Source organism: Bacillus sp. 17RED48 (assembly GCF_019837545.1).
Taxonomy (GTDB): Bacteria; Bacillota; Bacilli; order Bacillales; family Bacillaceae_G; genus Bacillus_A; species Bacillus_A wiedmannii.
On sequence record NZ_JADAXG010000002.1, the window covers coordinates 686,634 to 709,879 of the forward strand.

Genomic DNA, 23,246 nt, shown 5'->3' on the forward strand with positions numbered 1-23,246 from the left:
AATGAGCTGCAATTGTAACGAAGACCATCATCATCACGATTGTGATTTCAACTGTGTATCAAATGTCGTTCGTTTTATACATGAATTACAAGAATGTGCAACCACAACCTGTGGATCTGGTTGCGAAGTTCCATTTTTAGGAGCACATAATAGTGCATCAGTAGCGAATACACGTCCTTTTATTTTATACACTAAAGCTGGAGCACCTTTTGAAGCATTTGCACCAACTGCAAGCCTTTCTAGCTGCCGATCTCCAATTTTCCGTGTCGAGAGTATAGACGATGATGATTGCGCTGTATTGCGTGTATTAACTGTAGTATTAGGTGATACTTCTCCTGTACCACCTGATAATGATCCAATTTGTACGTTTTTAGCTGTACCAAATGCAAGATTAATATCGACCAACACTTGTCTTACTGTTGATTTAAGTTGCTTCTGCGCTATTCAATGCTTACGTGATGTTACGATTTAAAACTAAATAATGAGTTAAGCATGGATTGGGTGGCAGAATTTTCTGCCACCCAATCCATGCTTAAAAGGTATTATTATGTATTTTTTATAAAATTGGGAACTTGTCTAGAACATAGAACCTGTCCTTTTCATTAACTGAAAGTAGAAACAGATAAAGGAGTGAAAAACATGTTCTCTTCTGATTGCGAATTTACTAAAATCGATTGTGAGGCGAAACCAGCTAGTACACTACCTGCCTTCGGTTTTGCTTTCAACGCTTCTGCCCCTCAGTTCGCTTCATTATTCACACCATTACTATTACCTAGCGTAAGTCCAAACCCAAATATTACTGTTCCTGTAATAAATGATACAGTAAGTGTCGGAGATGGCATTCGAATTCTACGAGCTGGTATTTATCAAATCAGTTATACATTAACAATTAGTCTTGATAACGCACCTGTTGCACCAGAAGCTGGTCGTTTCTTCTTATCATTAGGTACGCCAGCTAACATTATTCCTGGATCAGGTACAGCAGTTCGTTCTAACGTTATTGGTACTGGTGAAGTAGACGTATCCAGTGGTGTTATTCTGATTAACTTAAACCCTGGCGATTTAATTCAAATTGTACCAGTTGAGTTAATTGGAACCGTAGACATCCGTGCGGCAGCATTAACAGTTGCACAAATTAGCTAGTAAAAAGCGGTATTTCTTCCTTAGAAATACCGCTTTTTATATTTATAATAAAAAACACTCACAGTAATATGAGTGTTTCATTCTTCATAATGTTTTATTGTGTTCTTCTTTTTCCCGCAATTACATCCCTTTTTCTTCACAAATCCTTGTTGTTGTAATTGTTCTTGGTATGCCTGTTGTTGTGCTTGGTGTTGTTGCTGTATATGATACCATTGCTGCAGGTCATATGAATTTTGCCTTGGACTATTACTCACAGCAAACATCTCCTCTACTGTCAATTCTGTCTATTTACTATATGAACAACTCTTTATTTCCGTTCCCTCATTCTTTTAAACTCCGCTTTTTCTCGTATTATGAAAATATATTATTCTCCTATAAAGTATCCTGTAATCGTTTCAATGATTGCTGCTGCTCCTGCAATAGCTAATAATGCAAGTAACGGCTCTGCAACGATAGGAATCCAATTATATAAAACTAATAAAAAAGCACTAACCCATACACCTGTACACCAATAACAGCTTAATAATTCTCCAATCCACTTTCTTAATCCTTTACCTTTTACTTTTGTAAAAGTTGATACACTTCCATCCGGCTCTGTAATCTCTAATTCATCAATAAACGGTCTTCGCAAAAAAGCTGTAATTTTATCATAAACAATTAAACGGGTGAGCCTAAAAGCAGCTAACGCGAAAATGAAAAATAAAAGCCAACTTGTAAACAGCATGATTCCACCTTCCCTTATCTTCTTTCGCCTATTTAAAAAAAAAGCTCTTGAGATTGTGACCAAATCTCCTCGACTCCAATATCTTATTAATGTAAATACAAACAAGAAGATAAGGAGTGACATTAATGAGTTGTAACGAAAATAAACACCATGGCTCTTCTCATTGTGTAGTTGACGTTGTAAAATTCATCAATGAATTACAAGATTGTTCTACAACAACGTGTGGATCTGGTTGTGAAATCCCATTTTTAGGAGCACACAATAGTGCTTCAGTAGCAAATACACGCCCTTTTATTTTATACACAAAAACTGGAGAACCTTTTGAAGCATTTGCACCAACTGCAAGCCTTTCAAGCTGCCGATCTCCAATTTTCCGTGTGGAAAGTGTAGATGATGATAGCTGTGCTGTATTACGTGTATTAACTGTAGTATTAGGTGATACTTCTCCTGTACCACCTGATAATGATCCAATTTGTACGTTTTTAGCTGTACCAAATGCAAGATTAGTATCGACTAACACTTGTCTTACTGTTGATTTAAGCTGCTTCTGTGCGATTCAGTGCTTACGCGACGTTTCTATCTAATAAGTGAAGTAAACTAAAAAACTATTGGGGTGGTAGAAGATTTCTACCACCTTTACATATTTAAAAGCCGGCCATACTAATCGATTGGATATCATCTATAGACAACTTAATATCTCTCATACTATTTTGCGGCATAATGGATACAATGCCATTACGATACGATATGATTGATCCAATATAAGAAACTGTAGCCGTTTTTATTCTGCACCTTACTTTCGGAATGTAATGAGGACGGTTTAATAAGAAATGAATTTTCTCATCATTATTCATATCCTTAAATGATTTATTATACGGAACAGTTCTCACTGGCTCTTGCTGTTCTTGTACTTGTTCCTCTTCTTCTATTTTTTCTTCTACTTGTTCTTCTTGTTGCTCTTCTTGTTGTTGTTCTATTACTTCTTCCACAGCACTACTTACAGCATTTTCGTTTCTATTACTGCGCTCTTTTCGATCCTCATTTTCAAAGTTTGTTAAGATAATCCTTTTTATTTTCGGTGCAGCAAGTTCCAAATTTACTTGCGCAATATATAACAACGGTTTTCCAACTGTTGAACTTTTATTTTTATTCTTCACACTCGTCCCTCCCACTTCCATACGTAGCTGAATAAATCGTGTACTATTATAGTTATATTCATAACGTGGTAAGAACTTTCGTTAAAAATCATTCTTTCTAAGAACAAATAAAAAGGACAATCTCAACATTTAGAGATTGTCCTTTAAAAATGAAAATTATATTTATCCTAGGATATGATACCCTGAATCAACGTGAATGTTTTCTCCTGTTACGCCGCGTGCTAAATCACTGAATAAGAATACTGCTGTATCGCCAACTTCTTCTGGAGTTGTTGTACGACGAAGTGGTGCGCGCTCCTCAATTTCTCTTAAGATTGAGTTAAAGTCGCCTACACCTTTTGCAGACAACGTACGAATTGGTCCTGCAGAAATAGCGTTAACGCGAATGCCGTGTTGACCTAAATCGTTAGCTAAATATTTCACGCTCGCTTCTAATGAAGCTTTCGCAACACCCATTACGTTATAATTTTTCACAACGCGCTCGCCGCCAAGGTATGTTAACGTTAAAATATTTCCGCCTTCTGTCATTACTTTCTTCGCTTCTCTTGCTACAGCTGTTAAAGAGAATGCACTAATATTTTGTGCAAGTAAAAATCCATCGCGAGAAGTATCTACAAATTCACCTTTTAAATCATCACGATTTGCAAAAGCAATACAGTGTGCAACACCGTGAATTGTACCAACCTCTTGCTTAATTGTTTCAAAGCAAGCTGTAAGTTCTTCATCATTTGTTACATCACAAGGTAATACAAGTGATTCTTGTCCTTCTAATGTGTCCGCTAATTCACGAACGTTTCTTTCTAAACGTTCTCCTGCATATGTGAATATTAATTTTGCACCTGCATTATGCAAAGAGCGAGCAATTCCCCACGCAATACTTCTTTGGTTCGCAACGCCCATAACAACAAATGTTTTCCCTTGTAATAGTTCCATGATATATCCTCCCAGAATTGCTTATACTTGTTATTAGTACCTGATACTATAATTATAGTACCATAAAACCTCTTAAAGGCAAACAAAAAAGTCATTAACTTAAATTTTGTTAATGACTTTTTGTTTCTATAAAAAACCGCTCTAATCCTTCTTCCCAAGAAGGCATTTGTGAAAAACCATTTAATCGTAGCATGTTATGTTGAAAAACAGAATATTTTGGTCTCGCTGCCGCTGCTCCAAATTCTTCAGTTGAAACTGGTAATACATTCACTTTCATATTTGCATACGCAAATATTTTTTTTGCAAATTCAAACCAAGAACATGAGCCTCTATTTGATACATGATACGTACCATATAAAGAAGTATGAATGAGCTTATTAATCATCACATTTAAATCCGCCACATAAGTAGGAGAGCCGATTTGATCCGCTACAACAGACACTTCTGTCCTGTCTTTCCCTAATCGCATCATCGTTTTCACAAAATTATTTCCATGCTTACCATATAACCACGATGTGCGAACGATAAAATATTTATTATGTAACTCTTTGACGAACTGCTCTCCTGCATACTTAGAAGCTCCGTATATATTTATTGGCGACGGATTCTGAAATTCATCATACCCTTCCGGTCTGTCGCCCTGAAATACATAATCAGTACTAATATAAACTAACTTTGCCCCTACTAATTGTGAAGCAACCGCTACATTTCGAGCTCCTATTGCATTTATTACATAAGCAAGATCTTGTTCTTTCTCAGCATGATCAACCTTCGTATACGCTGCACAATGAATAATTATGTGTGGCCTTACTTCTTGTACCACTTGCTGCATTTGGGATATATTTGTTATATCTAGTAACTTTTTATCAAATGGATATATGTCATATTCTTCAGGATTTAACTCTTCTTGTAGTTGCTTTCCTAATTGACCGTTTGCTCCCGTTATGATAAGCCGTTCTTTCATTTCTATGCCCCTTACTTTTCTTTTAGTGGTGTCCACCATTCTATATGATGTTCATACCATTCCACAGTTTCTTTTAGCCCCTGTTCAAACGTATACTGCGGTTCCCACCCAAGCTCATTCTTCATCTTTTGTGCATCAATCGCATAACGACGATCATGCCCTAAACGGTCTGTAACATACGCAATATCTTCTTTCGTTTTTCCTAAGAGAGAGATAATTTGTTCCACAACATCTAAATTCGTTTTTTCATTATTTCCACCTATATTATATACTTCTCCTATACGTCCCTTATGCAGAACAACGTCAATCGCACTACAATGATCCGTTACATGTAACCAATCTCTTACATTTAATCCATCGCCATATAACGGTAGTTTTTTTCCTTCCAGCGCATTCGTAACCATTAATGGAATTAATTTTTCAGGATATTGATACGGCCCATAGTTATTGGAGCAACGCGTTACTATAACTGGTAATTGATATGTTTTATAATAAGATAAAGCTATCATGTCGGCGCTCGCCTTGCTTGAAGAGTATGGACTATTTGGAGCTAATGGGGTTTCCTCGGTAAATCGCCCTGTTTTCCCTAAAGAGCCGTACACCTCATCTGTTGATACTTGCACGAGTTTGATATGTGGATATTTTTTTACTAATTCTAATAATGTGACTGTCCCAATTACATTTGTATCATAAAAAGGGATCGGATTTTCAATACTACGGTCCACATGTGATTCAGCTGCGAAATTTACAATCACATGGACGTCTCGCTCTTTTATGACATGCTCTAGCAGCTCTCCATTTTGAATTTCCCCTTTTACAAAAGAGTAATTCGGATGCCCTTGAAGAGGCTTCACGTTATTTAAATTCCCGCTATATGTTAATGCATCGAAATTAATAATTTTATATGTTTCATATCTTTGTAACATGTAATGAACAAAATTACTTCCAATAAATCCGGCCCCACCTGTTACTAATATATTCATATAACAACTCTCCTACTCAAAAGCTATCTTCACATTCCTGAAGTAACGGTAATATTCGATCTTTATCAGACAAAATAGGACTTGTTACCGGCCATGGAATTGCTAATTCTTTATCGCTCCAAAGTAACCCTGAGTCATGCTCGGCGCTATAATATTCATCTACTTTATACATAACAATCGTATGCGGAACAAGTGTACAAAAACCATGTGCAAATCCTTTTGGCACTAATAATTGCCGGTAATTATCTGCACTTAAAATATATCCTCTCCACTGTTGAAACGTTGGGGAATCTTTTCGTAAATCGACGATAACGTCATAGATTGCTCCTTGCATAACTTGAATAAGTTTCGTTTGTGCTTTCGGATTTTTTTGAAAGTGTAATCCCCGAATCGTTCCCGACCTAGCTGAATAAGATACGTTATCCTGTACAAATGAATAAGTAATCCCTAATGTTTCTAGCACCTTCTTATTATAACTTTCTGTAAAAAAGCCACGCTCATCTCCAAATAACCTCGGTTCTAACAATTTTGCGTCGGTAAAGTTTGTTTCTACAACTTTCATATTCTCACCTATTCTCCGTTAAACTGTTTCCCAAAGTTTATATCCCTCGCTAACGTATTCGCCTTTTGAAGAGAAACATGAGTTCCCGCATCTGTCCACCAACCGCTCATTTCATTATAAGTAAGTACCCCTCGTTTTAAATACCAATTATTAATATCTGTAATTTCAAGTTCTCCCCTTGCGGAAGGTTTTAATTCTTTTATATAAGAAAAAACTTTCGAATCATACAAATAAATCCCTGTAACTGCATAGGAACTTTTCGGCTCTTTCGGTTTTTCTTCAATTTCAATTATTTTTCGGTTTTGAATATTTGCTACACCAAATCTCTCCGGATCATCTACAGATTGTAGCAGTACTTTCGCACCCTCTTTTTGACTTGCAAACTCTTCAACATACGGACGAATATCATCAGAAAAGATATTATCGCCTAATATAACTACCATACGATCGTTCCCGACGAAACTCTCACAGAGCCCTAATGCTTGTGCAATTCCGCCAGCCTTATCTTGCACACGATACGTAAAAGACACACCAAACTCTTGACCGCTCCCTAAAAAACTAACAACATCTCCCATATGTTCTTTACCTGTAATAATCATAATATCTGTAATTTCGCATTGTTTTAGCTTATATACCGCATGATATATCATTGGATAACGTCCAACAGGAAGCAAGTGTTTATTCGTTACTTTCGTTATAGGATATAATCTCGATCCAGTTCCACCTGCTAAAATAATTCCTTTCATCCTGCATCTCTCCCTTATGATGGAGATAGTATATCTTTGTAATGTTCTACAAACACTTTCCGATCCTTCTCATATGTATCCGCATCAAACTCATCCCCGTTGTAGTGAATACACCATAAATTTGCTTGATTAGGGATACCAATTAAATAACCCGCCTTTTGAAATTCTAAAGACTGCGACACATCATAAAAGTGGAATCCTTGAAACAAGTCTTCTCGCCACGGAATATCATATTGTGTGGCCATTAATAATCCATCAATTGCTTGAACTGACATAAATGATTGATTCCCATAAAACAGCTGATCTAAATTTAATAATTGATAATTCTGTCTTCTGTACTCAATCACTTTCCCGACCAAATTTTTCCCTTCCCACCATATCCCGTTACTCGGTAAAAACTGAGCACCAGCTACGCCAATTAAACCAAGTTTTTCGTTATCTTTAAAAAGTGAAATGAGTGTATAAAACATCTCACGATTAATAAGATAAGTATCTTGATGTATATAAACCTTATACTTCGCGGGATATGAAAGTGCTCGGTTATATGCACTTGCCATACTTTTCGCATCTCGTATCGGAAAAATTTGTACGACATAACCAGGGGGAACAAAAAGGTTTCTTATTTGTCTCTCACATTGTTCAAATAGCTCTTCATTATTTATACAAACAACGACTAATATTGTATGATCTTTCATTTTGTAGCCCCTCTATTCGTCTTGATTTACATCTGACATATAGTGCTCCACAAATATTTTTCTATACTTTTCATAGTTTGTCATATTCACATCAATATGATAATGAATGCACCACGCATCACGCTGTACAGGAACCCCAACTGTATAGCCTGCTTTTCTAAATTCAAATGATTGAGACACATCATAATAGTCAAATCCATCAAACAAGTCTTCCCGCCACGGAATATCGTATTGCGTTGCCATTAATAATCCGTCAATACATTCAACTGGCATAAATGTTTTTGAGTCATGATACGGCTTTTCTTGACTCGCCATATAAAATAAATCATTCATATAACCAATGACTTTTCCAACAACTCCTCTGCCTACATTCCATATTCCATTTGGAGGAACATATTGGGCTCCAACCATACCAATCATTCCAAGATGTTCATGTTCCTGAAACAATTGAAGTAATCCATATAAAAATCCTACATTTACAATGAAAACATCTTGATGTATATACACTTTATATTTTGCTGGATGCGAAATTGCTTTATTATATCCACTCGTCATACTTTCTGCGTTTCGAATCGGCATAAATTGTATCGTATATCCTGGAGGAACTGGCAATTGTAATATATGTCGCGCACATTGTGCATACATTTTCCGATCATTTATACACGTAACAAATAATATTGTTTTATCTGCCGCACTCATAATTGTGATTTTTCTGCTTCAATAATATATTGAAATACAACCGTCTCAGCCATGAAGCCACTTCCAAGACGATATTTTTTACAAATTCCATATAATTCCTCAATAAGCGGTTCATACATTTTATGATCAACATATACACGATCTACTTTACTAATTGAATAGCCTGCTTTTAAAAACATTCGTAGCATTTCATTAAATGTAAAGAAACGAATATGTGTTTTATCTAATAAACCATATTCTGTATACGTCCAATTTCCAGCGAGTAGGGGCGCTAATACTGAAATGTGAGAAACGTTCGGGATACTAGCCAAAATTACACCATTTTGCTTTATATATGGTTTTACTTTTTCTATTACAGCCCACGGATCAAATAAATGCTCTAGTACGTCACCAAATATAACGCAATCAAATTGCTCCTCCTCATACGGCATATCCATTGTTTCTATATCACCTAAAACAACATGATCTAGTTTTTCTTTTGCTTGTTCTGCCGCCTCTTGGAATGCCTCAATTCCTGATACACGTGTGCCATTTTCTTTTATGGCAGCTCCCAATGCACCACTCGAGCAACCGATATCAAGAACTTCTTTCCATTCCTTTTTTATATGCTTTAATAAATTCGGATTCACTGCATTATAATAATGCCCGGACTTTTCTTCGTATAAAGAATTTTTTGGGGAATTCATTTTACACACTCCTTATGCAAATTGAATTTGAAATATAAATCTCATCTAAAGTCTATAGATGTAACCAGTACTGGTTACATTGCCGATACTTTACTATATAGCCAATCTATTAGAGTTAGAATCGTGCTACATCATTTCTAGAAAAACGCAACCTATAACGATTTATATTGTTTATCAAAAACACTCCGAAAATATTTACGGTTATATTCAATTGCAGCATTATTTGGAACATAAGAAGCTGCTAATTCATTGTAATAATAAGCTTTATCTTGCTCGCCTAACTTGCTATAACAAATACACATTTGTAAATAGGGAATCCATGTGTAGCTAGCTGGACTGTGAAAAGGACTCTCTGTTGCCATTGTCACTTCTGTTGCAAGTTTAAACCAAAAAATTGCTTCATTGTATTTTTGTTGATCCATATATATATATCCTATTCTTGTACAATTCTCTCCTCTAGGGACATCATACCGAAATGACTTTACACAAGATTCAACTGCCTTCTCCCACATTCCAAGCTTTGCATAGCAATCTCCTAATTTACCACATGCATAAATTTTCTCTTCATACCAACCTTCATCTTGATTAAGAAATGTTTTATAAAGTAAAACTGCATCATCATATTTTTGATTATCCATAGATTCATTCGCGTAATAAAACAAATCTCTCGGACTCAATTCTTCTCCAGCTGCTACAGCATCCTGAAAAATTTTCAAATTGCGGTTCGTTACTTTCTTTTCTTTTTTATGCGTAACCGCAACATTACTATTAAAAATCTCACCAAAAATAGCTAAATACTCATGCACCTTTCCAAACCATTGAAATTCTTTTTCACGCTTTACAAGCCGATATCTTTTTGTACAATATAAAGGTTTCCCATTAGAATCCATTACAAGATGATAAGGCATCGAAACAGCATCCACATTAGAATCTAATTCTTTTTTTAATAGCTTCAATGCCTCTTGAGCATCTTCTAATAACACATCATCAGCATCTAGCCATAATATATATTCTTGCGTTGCTTTTGAAAAAGAAAAATTTCTAGCTGCCGCAAAATCATTAATCCATGGAAAGTCATATATGTTAGAGGTATATTGAGCTACAATTTCTTTCGTTCGATCAATGGAACCTGTATCAACTATAATAATTTCATCAACGATTTTTTCTACTGCATCTAAACATCGACCGATTGTATCTTCCTCATCTCGAACAATCATACATAGACTAATTGTAATTCCTTGCTTGTTCAACATAATCACCCTCTTCCAAATCAATCATATGTTATACATACAATAAACTTTCCACTTTTTTAACTTGCACAAGCAGTTTAAGATTTCTTTTCAATAATTCAAATGTCCGTGTCATTTTCTTCCGGTTTTGCATCTACTATATAATGAACGCTTTATGGAGGTGAATTTATGTCAAATAATAATTATTCAGATGGATTAAATCCCGATGAATCTTTATCAGCTAGTGCATTTGACCCTAATCTTGTAGGACCAACATTACCACCAATACCACCGTTTACCCTTCCTACCGGGCCGACTGGACCGACTGGACCAACTGGGCCGACTGGGCCAACTGTACCAACTGGACCTTCTGGACCGACTGGACCAACTGGGCCGACTGGACCGACTGGGCCGACTGGGCCGACTGGACCGACTGGACCGACTGGACCGACTGGGCTAACTGGACCGACTGGGCTAACTGGACCGACTGGACCGACTGGACCGACTGGACCGACTGGGCTAACTGGTGCTACTGGGCCGACTGGGCCGACTGGACCGACTGGGCCGACTGGGCCAACTGGGCCAACTGGGCCAACTGGGCCAACTGGTGCTACTGGACCGACTGGCGCTACCGGACCGACTGGACCAACTGGGCCAACTGGGCCAACTGGGCCGACTGGGCCGACTGGGCCTTCTGGCTTAGGACTTCCAGCAGGATTGTATGCCTTTAACTCAGCTACAGTTTCTTTAGCTCTTGGAATTAATGATCCAGTACCATTTAATACCGTTGGATCTCAGTTTGGTACAGCAATTTCTCAAATGGATGCCGATACTTTCGTAATTAGTGAAACTGGTTTCTATAAAATTACTGTTATTGCTTATACAGCGGCAGTAAGTTTATTAGGAAGTCTTGGAATTCAAGTTAATGGAGTTAATGTACCAGGTGCGGGCACAAGCTTAATTTCACTTGGAGCTCCTATCGTTATCCAAGCCATTACACAAATTACTACAACACCATCACTCGTTGAAGCAATTGTTACAGGAATTGGATTATCACTAGCTCTTGGTACAAGTGCATCAATTATTATTGAAAAAATCGCTTAATTTTGTACTTAGCAGTAAAACTGATATCAGTTTTACTGCTTTTTCATTATTAAATTCAATCATTAAATCTTTCTTTTCTACATAGTCATAATGTTGTATGACATTCCGCGGGAGGCACTTATATGGAAAATAAATCAGCTGTTCAGCTTTATCTTGAGCTATTAAAGAAAACAATTTTATTTGAAATATGGTTAGAATACGAACCATACTTACCTGCTTCGTTACATATATCTAAAGAGCTATCCTATGAACCAGTTACAGTTCCGCTTCCTTTATTTCTCAAGCAATACGTAGAAAATCACAATTTGAAAATCGTTGATCCTAACGTTTCAAAAAGTGAGCGTCAAGGTGGAAAGGATTGGCCAAGAGCAGCACACAGTATGGTTGGTCGAAAACGTATGAATCAATTACATGAGGCTATGGAAACTGTTGTAAGGGAAAATATAGAAGGTGATTTTATTGAAACTGGTGTATGGCGCGGAGGATCATGCATTTTTATGAATGGTTTTTTACAAGCAAACAACATTACGGATCGTACTGTGTGGGTTGCCGATTCGTTTGAAGGTCTGCCAGCACCTAACTTAGAACAATATCCGAAAGATTACGGTGATTATTTACACACATTCGATTACTTACGGGTTTCTTTAGAAACAGTACAAGAAAACTTTAGAAAATACGATTTATTAAATGATCAGGTGAAATTTTTAAAGGGTTGGTTTAAAGATACATTGCCTTCAGCACCGGTAGAAAAAATTGCAATTGCTCGCCTTGATGGTGATATGTACGAATCAACGATGGATAGTCTTGTAAACTTATACGATAAAGTTTCAACAGGTGGCTATATTATTATTGATGATTACGGATTGGTAACATGTGCAGAGGCTGTAATTGATTTCAGAAAGGAAAGAAACTTACAAGCTCCTATTACTAAAATTGATGATTTCGGTATTTATTGGCGAAAAGAATAGAATATAACTTTATTTTTTGAGGGGTCCTATTACACTACTTATTTATAAAAACTAATTGTGTAAAGTTCCCCTCACTATAAATGATTAACTTATATATACAATAGAAATCCCCTACTTTACTACAAGGACGGAGTGAATGTATGAACGAAAACGAGAAAAAAATCACATTAATTCCACCACCAGAACTCGTTCAATATGTAGGTGGTAATTTTGAAGAAGTTGGAAAAGAGTTTATGCAGTATTTTATTGAAATTGGCAATTTAAAATCAAATGAAACAGTGTTAGATGTAGGCTGCGGCATTGGCCGAATGGCGGTTCCATTAATGAACTATTTAAGCGATGAAGGTACTTATTATGGATTTGACTTATTCAATGCGGGAATTACATGGTGCAAAAATAACATTTCTACACGCCGTAACAATTTCCATTTTGAACATGTCGATATATATAATCAATTCTACAATCCCGATGGAAAAGAAGATGCTTCCCAATACAAGTTTCCATATGAAGATGAATCATTCGATTTTATTTTTTTAACGTCTGTATTTACCCATCTCCTTCCGAAAGAATTAGAACATTACGTATGCGAGATCGCACGAGTTCTGAAAAAAGATGGGAGATGTTTTATTACTTTCTTTTTAATTACCCCTGAATCATCCTATTATTTAAATGCAGGACTAAGTACGTTAGGTTTTTATCATCAAATTGACAATTGTTATGTTCTAAATAAAGATATCCCTAATTTCGCAGTTGCCTATCCTGAGGAAGATATTCGTACCCTATTAAATAAATATGGGCTAGAAATACAGTCCCCCCCTCATTATGGTTCATGGTGTAGCAGAACTGAACACACAAGTTATCAAGATATTATTCTTACACAAAAAACTTCTGAAAGGTAGTTGTATATGAATAATATAAAAAATCCGCCTCTCGTTTCCATCCTTATTCCCACCTATAATCGACCACATTATTTTAAAATTGCTTTAGAAAGTGCATTAGCACAAACGTATTCAAATATTGAAATTATTGTAGGGGACGATAGTACAAATAATGAAACAGAAAAATTAATATACAGACATTATTTACATAAGCATAAACATATAACATACATTCGAAATGCCTCTACTCTAGGACAATTTCATAACGCCCTTATGCTCTTAGAACAGTCAAATGGAGAGTACATAAATTTCTTAATGGACGATGATACATTTTATAATAATAAAATCGAAAAAATGATGTTTTATTTCCAACAAGACCTCAATAAAAATCTCGCACTTATCACATCCTATCGCACTTGGATTGATGATAATGGAGATATAATTGAACAACATCCCTCCATGAAAAAATTATATGAGGAAGATACTCTACTAAATGGGAAAGATTTTGGAAACCGTATGCTTATGGCAGGACAAAATATTATCGGTGAGCCTACAATCGTACTCTTTAGAAAAAGCCTATTAACGGAACCTTTCGGCACTTTAAATGGCAGAAAATATGGTTGTAGTGTTGATATGGCCTCTTGGATAAGTTTACTTTCAAAAGGTGATGCAATGTATATAACTGAGCCCTTAAGTTCATTCCGTCTCCATACTGGACAGCAAGTACGTCACAAATTCCTTGAGGGCTGTGAAGATTTTTCTCAGCTCGTTTTAACCTCGAAAAAGTATGGTTTCTTACAAGACGCCAAGTATTATAAAAAAGGTTTGATAAGAGCTTACGGATGGTATAAAAATGCGACCAAATTTTACGATCTATTTCCAAACCTCATTCCAGATAAAAATACACATGCACGACTTTCTTATTGTTTAAATATCATTACAAAAGAGCTCCGTGCAATATAGTCCATCACAAGGGAGGAGCTATTCCTTCCTCGTGATGTATGACTTCCCACAAATAGTGGAATAAATGTATGCATAGTCTGCTTCTATATTATTTTTATCATGAAATGATCCATATACTTACTAGGCAATAGAAAGGAATACATACATTGAAAGATCCAAATTCTCAATATCAAATAGACTACGTATTACTATTCATCTTATTTGCCATTGGGACTGTTAGTTGCTTTGCAATTGCAAGTGCACAAGCCTCTTTACCACCATTTTTGCAAAGCGTAAATTTTGTATTAAAGCAAATCCAATGGTACTTCATTGGATTTATAGCCATTGGTATGATTATGATTATTGATTTCGATCGTTATCAAAAAATTGCTTGGTATTTATATAGCTTTGCATTGGTACTACTTATTGGACTAGAACTTCAAGTACCAGGTGCTGTTACAATAAAAGGTGCTACCGCTTGGTACAGGCTTCCCGGCCTCGGAAATTTCCAGCCGTCTGAAATTATGAAATTGTTTTTAATTATCGTCACTGGACGAATTATAGCAAATCACAATGAGAAATATTTTTTCCGGACAATACACGGCGATTTTTTATTACTCGGAAAAATATGTGCAACGAGTTTGCCACCCCTACTACTTATTGCAAAGGAACCTGATTTAGGAAACACAATGGTAATTTCAGCTATGCTCGCAGCAATGATACTAGTTTCTGGTATACGTTGGCGGTTTATTTTCGGATTAGTTTCCGGTATCTTTGCTGCTGGCGTTACATTAACGTATATTTTTTTTACTCATACAAAATTCTTTAAAGCACACATTTTACAAGAATATCAACTAAATCGCTTCTACGGCTGGTTAGCGCCATACAAATATGATGCACAAGGCTATCAATTAAGACAAGCTTTCTTAGCTACTGGATCAGGGGAAATGCAAGGAAAAGGTTGGGAAAATGGACAAGTATACTTTCCAGAACCACATACAGATTTTATTTTCACCAATGTCGCTGAGCAATTCGGATTTTTAGGCGCAAGTGTCATTATTTCACTTTTTTTCTTACTTATTTTCCGCATGATTCATATAGCTTTAGAAAGTAATGACCCTTTCGGTAGTTACATCTGTGCTGGTACAATCGGAATGTTTACTTTTCAAGTATTTCAAAATATCGGGATGACCATCGGATTACTACCTATTACAGGAATCACATTGCCCCTTATGAGCTACGGAGGAAGTTCCTTACTCACATACATGATAGCGCTTGGATTCGTTTTAAACGTTCGCTCAAGAACGAAAATCTTTATGTTTAAATGACGTACAAAAACAGTATATTTTTATCTCTATCCTTTTTTAGATATACTAATGAAAAATATGGTGGAGGTTTAAATATGAAATTTGACATTATAGGGGATATTCATGGATGCTTTCAAGAGTTTCAAGATTTAACGACGAAACTCGGATACAACTGGAATAGTGACCTGCCGTTTCACCCTGACCAACGTAAGCTTGCATTTGTTGGTGATATTACAGATCGCGGCCCTCATTCATTACGTATGATTGAAATTGTATGGGAACTTGTCATAAATAAAAAAATAGCTTATTACGCTCCGGGAAATCACTGTAATAAACTATACCGTTTTTTCCTTGGGCGTAATGTGACAATCGCTCATGGACTCGAAACAACTGTTGCCGAATATGAAGCACTGCCTTCTCATAAACAAAACATTATAAAAGAAAAATTCATCACACTTTATGAGCAATCCCCTTTATATCACGTACTCGATGAGAAAAGGTTAATTGTATGTCACGCTGGAATTCGGCAAGATTACATAGGAAGACAAGATAAAAAAGTACAAACCTTTGTATTATATGGCGATATTACAGGAGAAAAACATGCTGACGGCTCTCCTGTCCGTCGCGACTGGGCAAAAGAATATAAAGGAAAAGCTTGGATTGTATATGGACATACACCCGTTAAAGAACCTCGCTTCGTAAATCATACAGTCAATATTGACACTGGCGCTGTATTTGGTGGCAAACTAACCGGACTACGTTACCCTGAGATGGAAACCGTGTCCGTCCCTTCCTCCCTGTCTTTTGTCCCTGAAAAATTTCGCCCAATTTCATAACTATCCTTATTTCAGATACCATTCACAAATTACGAGGATTACCGTATCATTTAGGCTGTTCTCCTATAAAAACTAGGTAAAGTAATTAAAAAAAGATGCAATAAAGTGCATCTTTTTTTAATTACACGGCATATACTGTCGCAGGAGGTGACAGAATGAAGAAAAAATCTTCTAAACAAAAAAGAAAATGCCCGCCTTTTTATCTACCCATGTACGGAATTAACAACTGGTGCAGCATTCGAGCTGCAGCTTTAGAAGAACCGGACGGACAAGGGGCTTCCCCCAAAAACAAAGCTAAACCAAAATATGTCTCTTTAGAAAATGCTGTAATGAGCCGCATAATCGATAATAGAAAAACAAAGATGCAGCAAAAAAATAAACCTCTCTCTACTCACCCTGAACAGATTGTGCCTTCTGAGCAAACAGAGAAAAATACAGAAGAAGACATCCCTGTAGCAATTAATAAAAAAGCAGAATCAGAAATTCCAGCTGCTATTATAAATCAAGTGAAAAAAATGAGAGAAGCATTAGCACCATCCAATGATATACAAACAGAAAAAACGATCATAATTCAAACTCCTACACCTGAAAATACAAAAGTAAAAAAAGGCGGACGGTATGCACATGCAGAGGGGCTTCACTCTAATGCAGAGGGTACAGCTTCACATTCAGAAGGGCTTCTTACACACGCAAAAGCTTCTTTCTCTCATGCGGAAGGATCAAAAACGAAAGCAACTGGACATAGTTCCCATAGTGAAGGAAGTGAAACGACAGCAGGTGGCTCTTATTCTCATGCAGAAGGTAAACATACAATCGCTTTAGGCGAAGCAGCACATGCAGAAGGAACCGCGACTATCGCTAACGGATTCTCTTCTCATGCGGAAGGTAATCATACATCAACAGCTCATTTTGCGGGTAGCCATATTATGGGGCGCTTCGGCATAGCAGAAGAATCTTATTCTTGGTTTATTGCAAACGGCACAAATGAAACCGATCATAATATCGGTGCAAAGTGGCTTGCTCATAATGGGGAAATGTATATTGATGGCGCTTCTTACAATGCAAGTGGAACTGATTTTGCACAAATGTTTGAAACAGCAGACAATCATTTTATTGATGTAGGTTATTTCGTTACATTTAGTAGCGAAGAAAAAATTCGGATCGCTACTTCAAATGATTCATTCATTTTAGGAATATCTAGTGCAACCCCTGCCCTTATAGGAAATAGCGGTGCTTTAAGTTGGCAAAAACGCTATAAAACAGATAACTTTGGAAAACGCCAATATGTACGTACGGAATCGCAAGACATACAACCTCTTTTAAATACAGAATGGGATCCAACTTGCAAATATATAGCAAGAAAAGATCGTACCGAGTGGCTTCCTGTCGGATTAATTGGACAAATGTTAGTACGCGATGACGGCACTTGCGAAACGCATGGATATTGTCGTCCAAATAACGATGGCATTGCTACAAAATCCGAAAGTGGCTTTTTCGTTATAAAGCGCACGGGTGAAAATCAAATTTTAATATTATTCCGCTAAGAAAAAAGGGAACAAAATTCTTCGTTACATAAGAATTTTGTTCCCTTTTTAAGTATGCCTTAATACCTCTTCCATATCGCTTGGAATCGTTGTAGTGAAAGACATTTCCTTCTCTAAAATAGGATGATAAAACGTCAAAGATGTACTATGAAGTGCTTGACGTTTTATCACATCTCTTCGTCCTCCATATAAATCATCACCAAGTAACGGGTGGCCTATATGAGCCATATGTACACGAATTTGATGCGTTCTTCCGGTCTCAAGCTCAAGTGATACATGTGTCTTATGATTGGCGCTATCCATCATTCTAAAATGAGTAACTGCTCTTTGCCCATTTTCACAAACGGTTCGCTCAATAATGCTATCCGATTTTCGTCCAATCGGTGCATCAATCGTTCCTTCTCGTTCTATCATCTCACCGTGAACAATTGCTTCATATGTTCTTTTCACAGCTTTTTGTTGATGCTGTTTCGATAAAAGATGATGCACGAAACGATTTTTTGCAATAAGCATAAGCCCTGAAGTATCACGATCTAATCTTGTTACGATGTGCACCGTACTTGCAAGATGCTGCTTATCATAATAAGATAAGAGCGCATTCGCAACACTCCCTGCCGGATGTTCTCTAGACGGAATCGTTGACATGTTCGCCTCTTTGTTTATGACAAGAACCGCATCATCTTCATATACAATACTTAAAGGGATATCTTCTTTAATCATCCCTTCACTTCTTTCTTCCACTGGAAAAAAGACACGTAATTCTTCACCAGCTTGCAACTGATGACGAACACTCGCATGTTGATTATTTACTTCAATAGCTCCGCCGCGAAATTTTATATCCGTTAAGGCGGCTTTAGAAATCCCTTTTGTTTTTAAAAATTCTCTAACTAAAGTTCCCTCTTCAGCCGATTCTATATCCCATTTCAATGTAAATCTGTTCAAATATATAAACCCTTTCTATTTATCTGCAACAAACGAGTCACGAACTCGTTTCCAGAACGGGAATGGACGGAAACGAACAAATCGTACTTTCTCGTTTGCAACGCGATACTGGATTGATTTCACATCTTGATGAACCATCGTTAAATGGTCCACCGTAATTTGTAAGTTCATTCCTGCAGCCGGCTTCAACACACATGTATGATGCTTCGGCAATACGAGTGGCGAGCCTACAGTACGAAACACACGGTTATTAATAGATGCCATTTCTGCAATTTGAATCGCTTCAATAGAAGGGTGAATAATCGCTCCGCCAAGCGCCTTATTATACGCAGTACTTCCCGAAGGAGTAGAAATACAAAGACCATCTCCGCGGAACGTTTCAAAGTACTCTCCGCGTATTTCTACTTCTGTTACTAATGTACCTTCTGCACTTTTTACAGTTGCTTCATTCATCGCCAAATACTGTGATTCTTTACTCCCATTCACATAGCGAATAATCACTTCTAAAAGCGGATATTCCACCACTTGGAATGGTGTTTTAGCAATTGCAATTACTAATTTCTCTACTTCTGTCGGTAACCAATCTGCATAGAAACCTAAATGCCCTGTATGTACACCAACAAATGCTGTTTCATCCAATCGATTATAATAACGATGAAACGCGTATAAAAGCGTTCCATCTCCCCCAACAGAAATTACAATATCGGGTTCCTTTTCATCCATTATAAATCCAAAATCTAGCAAGTATTCTTTCATCGTGCTTGCCAGTGTATCTGATGATTGATCTCCCTTTGACATAATTGTAAATTTCATCGCCCAACACCCTTTAGTTTATGATTCGGAATCCTTCGTTTCTTGTTTTCTTGAAAAAGCTTTCTGCGCTTCTTGAATCTCAAGACGAATAGAAGACATTTCTTCATCTAATAAAAACGCCGCTTCCGCTGCGCGTTGCAAGCGTATTTTAATATCTTCAGGAAAACGTCCACTATATTTATAATTTAAAGAATGCTCAATTGTTGCCCAAAAATTCATTGCTAACGTGCGTATTTGGATTTCTACCAATACTTTTTTTTCTCCCTGAATCGTTTGAACGGGGTAACTAATGACAACGTGATAAGAGCGATAGCCGCTATCTTTCTTTTGCGTGACATAATCACGTTCTTCCACGATTTCAAAGTCATTTCGTTTTCGAAGATATTCTACAACAGGCTTAATCTCATCAACAAATTGACACATCATTCGAAGGCCCGCGATGTCTTGCATATCTTCTCTGAGCCGATCCAGCGGTACATTTCTTTTCTCCGCTTTATCAATAATACTAGCAACCGACTTTACCCTTCCTGTTACAAACTCAATTGGAGAATGCTCTGTTAACATTGCAAATTGAGTACGCATTCCTTTTAGTTTCACTTTCAGCTCTGCCACCGCTTGATGGTAAGGTGCTAAAAATTCTTCCCAATTTCGCTTCATTTCAACCACCACCAAAATCAATCCATTTGCTTATAGAAATACTTTTTCTACAGCAGTTACTAGTTCTTCTCCGTAATTTGCATTACCTTCAATATTTTCAACTAAATATTCTACTTCTTCTTTTAAATTTTCTAATTCCATTTCAACGTCATTCACACGAACGAACATTACTATATCGTTATTCATCGCTTCATGCATTGCTTCCCAGCATGTGTGCGGAATACTTACATAAATGAAAGATGATTCGTTTTCTAAAATATATAAAAATGATAAATTGTCTGAGTCGACAAGTACGTGATTACGCGCACTTAACTCCTTTACCTCTATTTCATTATTTTCCGCACAAAAAATAAGCGCATTCTCTCTCTTTTCTACGCTCTTAACTTGAATTTTATTTTGCATGCTCTAACTCCTCCATCTCAACTTCCTGTCTTACTTAACAGTATTATTGTATCATAACATGGACGCAAACAAATAAAACATTGAACCAAATTTATGAAAAAGCGATAATGTGTAAAGAATTATTTTTTAAAAGGAGCGCGCATACAATGACACAAGAAATTGAAATTGAATTTAAAAATATTGTGACAGAAGAAGAATTCGATACATTATGTAAATCATTCTCTATTGAAGTATTTACGAAACAGGTGAATCATTACTTTGAAACACCAGGCTTCTCATTAAAAGAAGCTGGCTCTGCACTTCGTATTCGTCATAAAGGCGAAATTTATACATTAACATTGAAACAACCTGCAGAAGTCGGCTTGTTAGAAACGCATCAAGTCGTAACAGAAGACGAAGCAAGAATGATGATGGAAACAAACGTAATCATTCCAGGGACTGTAATGGATCAACTACACAAATTACAAATTCCTGTTTCCACTTTAACTTATATGGGTAGTTTAACAACTGAAAGAGCCGAAACACTATTTGAAGGCGGAACGCTTGTCTTTGATCATAGTTTCTATTACAATCACGATGATTATGAAATTGAATTTGAAGTGCAAGATGAAGAAACAGGAAAAGCTGCATTTATTCATTTATTAAAACAGCACGACATACCAATCCGTCATACAAATAATAAAGTAAAACGCTTTTTCCTTGCCAAACAAAACAAAGCACGCTAAAGTGAAAATTCCACTAGTGAATACGTTCTACTAGTGGATATATCTCACTTTTTAAAAGGAAAAGATTCTTTTACATTTGAAAAATAAGCAAAGAACGTTATGAAGGCTGTTTATTTGCCCTCTAGAACATTCCATTGCTACAATAGATATACATTTCATGGAAAAAGGAGTTTATAAAGGATGAGCAAGCAACCGATGACACCATTTGAAGCAATTGGCGGTGAACAATGCATTGCAATATTAGTAGACACGTTTTATTCCTATGTCAGTAAACACCCTGACCTATCTCCCATCTTCCCGGATGATTTAACAGAAACCGCTAGGAAGCAGAAACAATTTTTAACGCAATATTTAGGTGGTCCTAATTTGTACACTGAAGAACATGGTCATCCTATGTTAAGAGCACGCCATCTTCCGTTTGAGATTACTCCAAAACGAGCAGAGGCTTGGCTATCATGTATGGAGCAAGCAATGGATGACACAGGAGTGCACGGTCATATAAGAGAGTTCGTTTTTGAACGTTTAGCGTTAACCGCTCAGCATATGGTTAATACTCCAAACGAAACAGGTGAAGTGTAATGGATAAGCAGGAAGCAAAGCATATAAATATGCCATCTCCTTCCGCATGTGAGCATAAGTCTGTAGAAGCATATTTATTTATTGATCCACTTTGTAAAGATTGCTGGGAAATTGAGCCCTTTATTATTAAACTATGGCTTGAATACGGGAAATACTTCTCTATTCGTCATATCGTAACAGGAAAAGTGGACGGAACGAACGCTTCCTCACACAAATGGAATAAACCTGCTAATATTCGATTTGTGTGGGAAAAGACAACAAGTTTACAAGGTTTTTCATGTGATGGAAAGGTACATATGCAAGAAGCATCGTCAACACCATATTTAGTTTCGATGGCAATTAAGGCAGCGGAGTTACAGGGCCGAAAAGCAGGTTCGAAGTTTTTACGAAAACTCCAAGAATACATTTTCCTTGAAAATGTATCAAACCCTGACTGCGAATTATTACTTGCCTGTGCAAGAGATAGCGATATTGATGTAGAAGAATTTAAAAAAGACCTACATTCCGCTAGCGCAAAAAAAGCTTTCCAATGTGACTTGAAATTTACAAATGAGATGCATATTACAGAAATACCTTCTCTCGTATTCTTTCATGCAAATTCAGATGAAGAAGGTATTAAAATCGCTGGAACATATTCCTACGACGTATACGTACAATTATTGAAAGAACTTGTAAAATGTGAAATCGAGCCAGAACCATTACCACCTTTAGAAGTGTTACTAGAAGCAACGCAATTTATATCTTCAAAAGAAGTAGCATTTATATATGACTGCTCGCAGCAAGAAATCGAGCGTGAACTGAAAAAATTACAACTGAAACGAAAAGTACAAATGATTGACGTAAAATGTGAGCGTTATTGGAAATGGATAGCAAAAGAAGAAGACCTGGTGTAAAACACCAGGTCTTCTTCTTTACGGCTTATAAAAATATTAAAGGGGATGGGAGAAATTTTCACGTTCAAACAAAGGGGTATATGTTTGTATGTGAATTCGTTCACGCTTATTATATTACAAGATTCGACGTCAGAT

General features: G+C 36.6%; 29 protein-coding genes. 13 read left to right on the forward strand and 16 right to left on the reverse strand.

Annotated features, from left to right (window positions below; translation table 11 throughout):
- The first annotated feature begins 1 nt into the window (after position 1).
- Positions 2 to 472: a spore coat protein CotY gene (gene cotY / locus ILT06_RS10255; RefSeq protein ID WP_064476795.1), complete on the forward strand. Its 471-nt coding sequence runs from the start codon at positions 2 to 4 to the stop codon at positions 470 to 472.
- A gap of 167 nt (positions 473 to 639) precedes the next feature.
- On the forward strand, positions 640 to 1,143 hold the full coding sequence (exsF, locus tag ILT06_RS10260; RefSeq protein WP_000492933.1) for an exosporium protein ExsF: 504 nt from the start codon (positions 640 to 642) through the stop codon (positions 1,141 to 1,143).
- A 77-nt stretch (positions 1,144 to 1,220) separates the two neighbouring features.
- Here exsF and ILT06_RS10265 read toward each other — a convergent pair whose 3' ends face one another.
- Both ILT06_RS10265 and ILT06_RS10270 read right to left on the reverse strand, forming a co-directional pair.
- Complete coding sequence (locus ILT06_RS10265) at positions 1,221 to 1,406, reverse strand: hypothetical protein (protein ID WP_033657682.1); 186 nt, start codon at positions 1,404 to 1,406, stop codon at positions 1,221 to 1,223.
- A 101-nt stretch (positions 1,407 to 1,507) separates the two neighbouring features.
- The gene (locus ILT06_RS10270) at positions 1,508 to 1,867 is read right to left on the reverse strand and encodes a DUF1360 domain-containing protein (protein WP_000899661.1); all 360 of its coding nucleotides are present in this window, start codon (positions 1,865 to 1,867) and stop codon (positions 1,508 to 1,510) included.
- Positions 1,868 to 1,992: 125 nt separating this feature from the next.
- Between ILT06_RS10270 and exsY the strand changes: the two genes are divergently transcribed.
- Positions 1,993 to 2,451 carry an exosporium assembly protein ExsY gene (exsY, locus tag ILT06_RS10275; RefSeq protein ID WP_001277728.1) on the forward strand — a complete coding sequence of 153 codons (459 nt, stop codon included), beginning with the start codon at positions 1,993 to 1,995 and terminating at the stop codon, positions 2,449 to 2,451.
- Positions 2,452 to 2,511: 60 nt separating this feature from the next.
- Here exsY and ILT06_RS10280 read toward each other — a convergent pair whose 3' ends face one another.
- The 10 genes from ILT06_RS10280 to ILT06_RS10325 form a co-directional block, all read right to left on the reverse strand.
- Entirely contained in the window at positions 2,512 to 3,045 is a 534-nt protein-coding gene (locus ILT06_RS10280) for a spore coat CotO family protein (protein WP_064476796.1), read from the reverse strand.
- 141 nt (positions 3,046 to 3,186) lie between these two features.
- On the reverse strand, positions 3,187 to 3,957 hold the full coding sequence (fabI, locus tag ILT06_RS10285) for an enoyl-ACP reductase FabI (protein ID WP_000421885.1): 771 nt from the start codon (positions 3,955 to 3,957) through the stop codon (positions 3,187 to 3,189).
- Positions 3,958 to 4,066: 109 nt separating this feature from the next.
- Positions 4,067 to 4,921 (reverse strand): dTDP-4-dehydrorhamnose reductase, encoded by an 855-nt coding sequence (rfbD, locus tag ILT06_RS10290; protein WP_000664550.1) that lies wholly within the window; start codon positions 4,919 to 4,921, stop codon positions 4,067 to 4,069.
- 11 nt (positions 4,922 to 4,932) lie between these two features.
- Positions 4,933 to 5,904 (reverse strand): dTDP-glucose 4,6-dehydratase, encoded by a 972-nt coding sequence (gene rfbB / locus ILT06_RS10295; protein WP_064476797.1) that lies wholly within the window; start codon positions 5,902 to 5,904, stop codon positions 4,933 to 4,935.
- 16 nt (positions 5,905 to 5,920) lie between these two features.
- Positions 5,921 to 6,466, reverse strand: coding sequence for a dTDP-4-dehydrorhamnose 3,5-epimerase (gene rfbC, locus ILT06_RS10300; RefSeq protein WP_088048331.1), 546 nt, complete (start codon positions 6,464 to 6,466; stop codon positions 5,921 to 5,923).
- Positions 6,467 to 6,474: 8 nt separating this feature from the next.
- Positions 6,475 to 7,212 carry a sugar phosphate nucleotidyltransferase gene (locus ILT06_RS10305; protein ID WP_000676179.1) on the reverse strand — a complete coding sequence of 246 codons (738 nt, stop codon included), beginning with the start codon at positions 7,210 to 7,212 and terminating at the stop codon, positions 6,475 to 6,477.
- 14 nt (positions 7,213 to 7,226) lie between these two features.
- On the reverse strand, positions 7,227 to 7,907 hold the full coding sequence (locus tag ILT06_RS10310) for a glycosyltransferase family protein (protein WP_000651513.1): 681 nt from the start codon (positions 7,905 to 7,907) through the stop codon (positions 7,227 to 7,229).
- 12 nt (positions 7,908 to 7,919) lie between these two features.
- A complete protein-coding gene (locus ILT06_RS10315; RefSeq protein WP_064476799.1) occupies positions 7,920 to 8,606 on the reverse strand; it encodes a glycosyltransferase family protein in 687 nt (228 codons plus the stop codon).
- The gene (locus ILT06_RS10320) at positions 8,603 to 9,292 is read right to left on the reverse strand and encodes a class I SAM-dependent methyltransferase (RefSeq protein ID WP_001087871.1); all 690 of its coding nucleotides are present in this window, start codon (positions 9,290 to 9,292) and stop codon (positions 8,603 to 8,605) included. Before ILT06_RS10320 ends, ILT06_RS10315 begins: the two co-directional genes overlap by 4 nt.
- 152 nt (positions 9,293 to 9,444) lie before the next feature.
- Entirely contained in the window at positions 9,445 to 10,545 is a 1,101-nt protein-coding gene (locus ILT06_RS10325) for a glycosyltransferase (RefSeq protein ID WP_000932898.1), read from the reverse strand.
- 165 nt (positions 10,546 to 10,710) lie between these two features.
- Here ILT06_RS10325 and ILT06_RS10330 point away from each other — a divergent pair, with 165 nt between their 5' ends.
- The 7 genes from ILT06_RS10330 (at position 10,711) to ILT06_RS10360 (ending at position 18,100) form a co-directional block, all read left to right on the forward strand.
- Positions 10,711 to 11,625, forward strand: coding sequence for a BclA C-terminal domain-containing protein (locus ILT06_RS10330; RefSeq protein ID WP_222655036.1), 915 nt, complete (start codon positions 10,711 to 10,713; stop codon positions 11,623 to 11,625).
- A 122-nt stretch (positions 11,626 to 11,747) separates the two neighbouring features.
- Complete coding sequence (locus ILT06_RS10335) at positions 11,748 to 12,593, forward strand: TylF/MycF family methyltransferase (protein ID WP_064476801.1); 846 nt, start codon at positions 11,748 to 11,750, stop codon at positions 12,591 to 12,593.
- A gap of 140 nt (positions 12,594 to 12,733) precedes the next feature.
- Entirely contained in the window at positions 12,734 to 13,492 is a 759-nt protein-coding gene (locus ILT06_RS10340) for a class I SAM-dependent methyltransferase (RefSeq protein ID WP_064476802.1), read from the forward strand.
- Positions 13,493 to 13,498: 6 nt separating this feature from the next.
- Positions 13,499 to 14,434, forward strand: a complete 936-nt coding sequence (locus ILT06_RS10345) for a glycosyltransferase family 2 protein (protein ID WP_088048328.1) — start codon at positions 13,499 to 13,501, stop codon at positions 14,432 to 14,434.
- Between the two features lie 146 nt (positions 14,435 to 14,580).
- Positions 14,581 to 15,741 (forward strand): FtsW/RodA/SpoVE family cell cycle protein, encoded by a 1,161-nt coding sequence (locus ILT06_RS10350; RefSeq protein ID WP_064476804.1) that lies wholly within the window; start codon positions 14,581 to 14,583, stop codon positions 15,739 to 15,741.
- A gap of 74 nt (positions 15,742 to 15,815) precedes the next feature.
- A complete protein-coding gene (prpE, locus tag ILT06_RS10355) occupies positions 15,816 to 16,556 on the forward strand; it encodes a bis(5'-nucleosyl)-tetraphosphatase PrpE (protein WP_064476805.1) in 741 nt (246 codons plus the stop codon).
- Between the two features lie 155 nt (positions 16,557 to 16,711).
- The gene (locus tag ILT06_RS10360) at positions 16,712 to 18,100 is read left to right on the forward strand and encodes a peptidase G2 autoproteolytic cleavage domain-containing protein (RefSeq protein WP_064476806.1); all 1,389 of its coding nucleotides are present in this window, start codon (positions 16,712 to 16,714) and stop codon (positions 18,098 to 18,100) included.
- Positions 18,101 to 18,148: 48 nt separating this feature from the next.
- Here the strand turns inward: ILT06_RS10360 and ILT06_RS10365 are convergent, their stop codons facing one another.
- The 4 genes from ILT06_RS10365 to ILT06_RS10380 are packed head-to-tail and all read right to left on the reverse strand — an operon-like array spanning position 18,149 to position 20,914.
- Positions 18,149 to 19,042, reverse strand: a complete 894-nt coding sequence (locus ILT06_RS10365; protein ID WP_064476807.1) for an RluA family pseudouridine synthase — start codon at positions 19,040 to 19,042, stop codon at positions 18,149 to 18,151.
- Positions 19,043 to 19,057: 15 nt separating this feature from the next.
- The gene (locus ILT06_RS10370; protein ID WP_000673190.1) at positions 19,058 to 19,855 is read right to left on the reverse strand and encodes an NAD kinase; all 798 of its coding nucleotides are present in this window, start codon (positions 19,853 to 19,855) and stop codon (positions 19,058 to 19,060) included.
- Between the two features lie 18 nt (positions 19,856 to 19,873).
- Complete coding sequence (gene yjbM / locus ILT06_RS10375; RefSeq protein WP_064476808.1) at positions 19,874 to 20,512, reverse strand: GTP diphosphokinase; 639 nt, start codon at positions 20,510 to 20,512, stop codon at positions 19,874 to 19,876.
- A 30-nt stretch (positions 20,513 to 20,542) separates the two neighbouring features.
- Positions 20,543 to 20,914 carry a UPF0738 family protein gene (locus ILT06_RS10380; RefSeq protein ID WP_001179996.1) on the reverse strand — a complete coding sequence of 124 codons (372 nt, stop codon included), beginning with the start codon at positions 20,912 to 20,914 and terminating at the stop codon, positions 20,543 to 20,545.
- 146 nt (positions 20,915 to 21,060) lie between these two features.
- Between ILT06_RS10380 and ILT06_RS10385 the strand changes: the two genes are divergently transcribed.
- The 3 genes from ILT06_RS10385 to ILT06_RS10395 all read left to right on the forward strand — a co-directional run bounded on the left by ILT06_RS10385 (position 21,061) and on the right by ILT06_RS10395 (position 23,111).
- Positions 21,061 to 21,639: a CYTH domain-containing protein gene (locus ILT06_RS10385; RefSeq protein WP_064476809.1), complete on the forward strand. Its 579-nt coding sequence runs from the start codon at positions 21,061 to 21,063 to the stop codon at positions 21,637 to 21,639.
- 180 nt (positions 21,640 to 21,819) lie between these two features.
- Positions 21,820 to 22,218, forward strand: a complete 399-nt coding sequence (locus ILT06_RS10390) for a globin domain-containing protein (protein WP_000043382.1) — start codon at positions 21,820 to 21,822, stop codon at positions 22,216 to 22,218.
- Entirely contained in the window at positions 22,218 to 23,111 is an 894-nt protein-coding gene (locus tag ILT06_RS10395) for a ClpXP adapter SpxH family protein (RefSeq protein WP_064476810.1), read from the forward strand. Before ILT06_RS10390 ends, ILT06_RS10395 begins: the two co-directional genes overlap by 1 nt.
- The last annotated feature ends 135 nt before the right edge of the window (positions 23,112 to 23,246 follow it).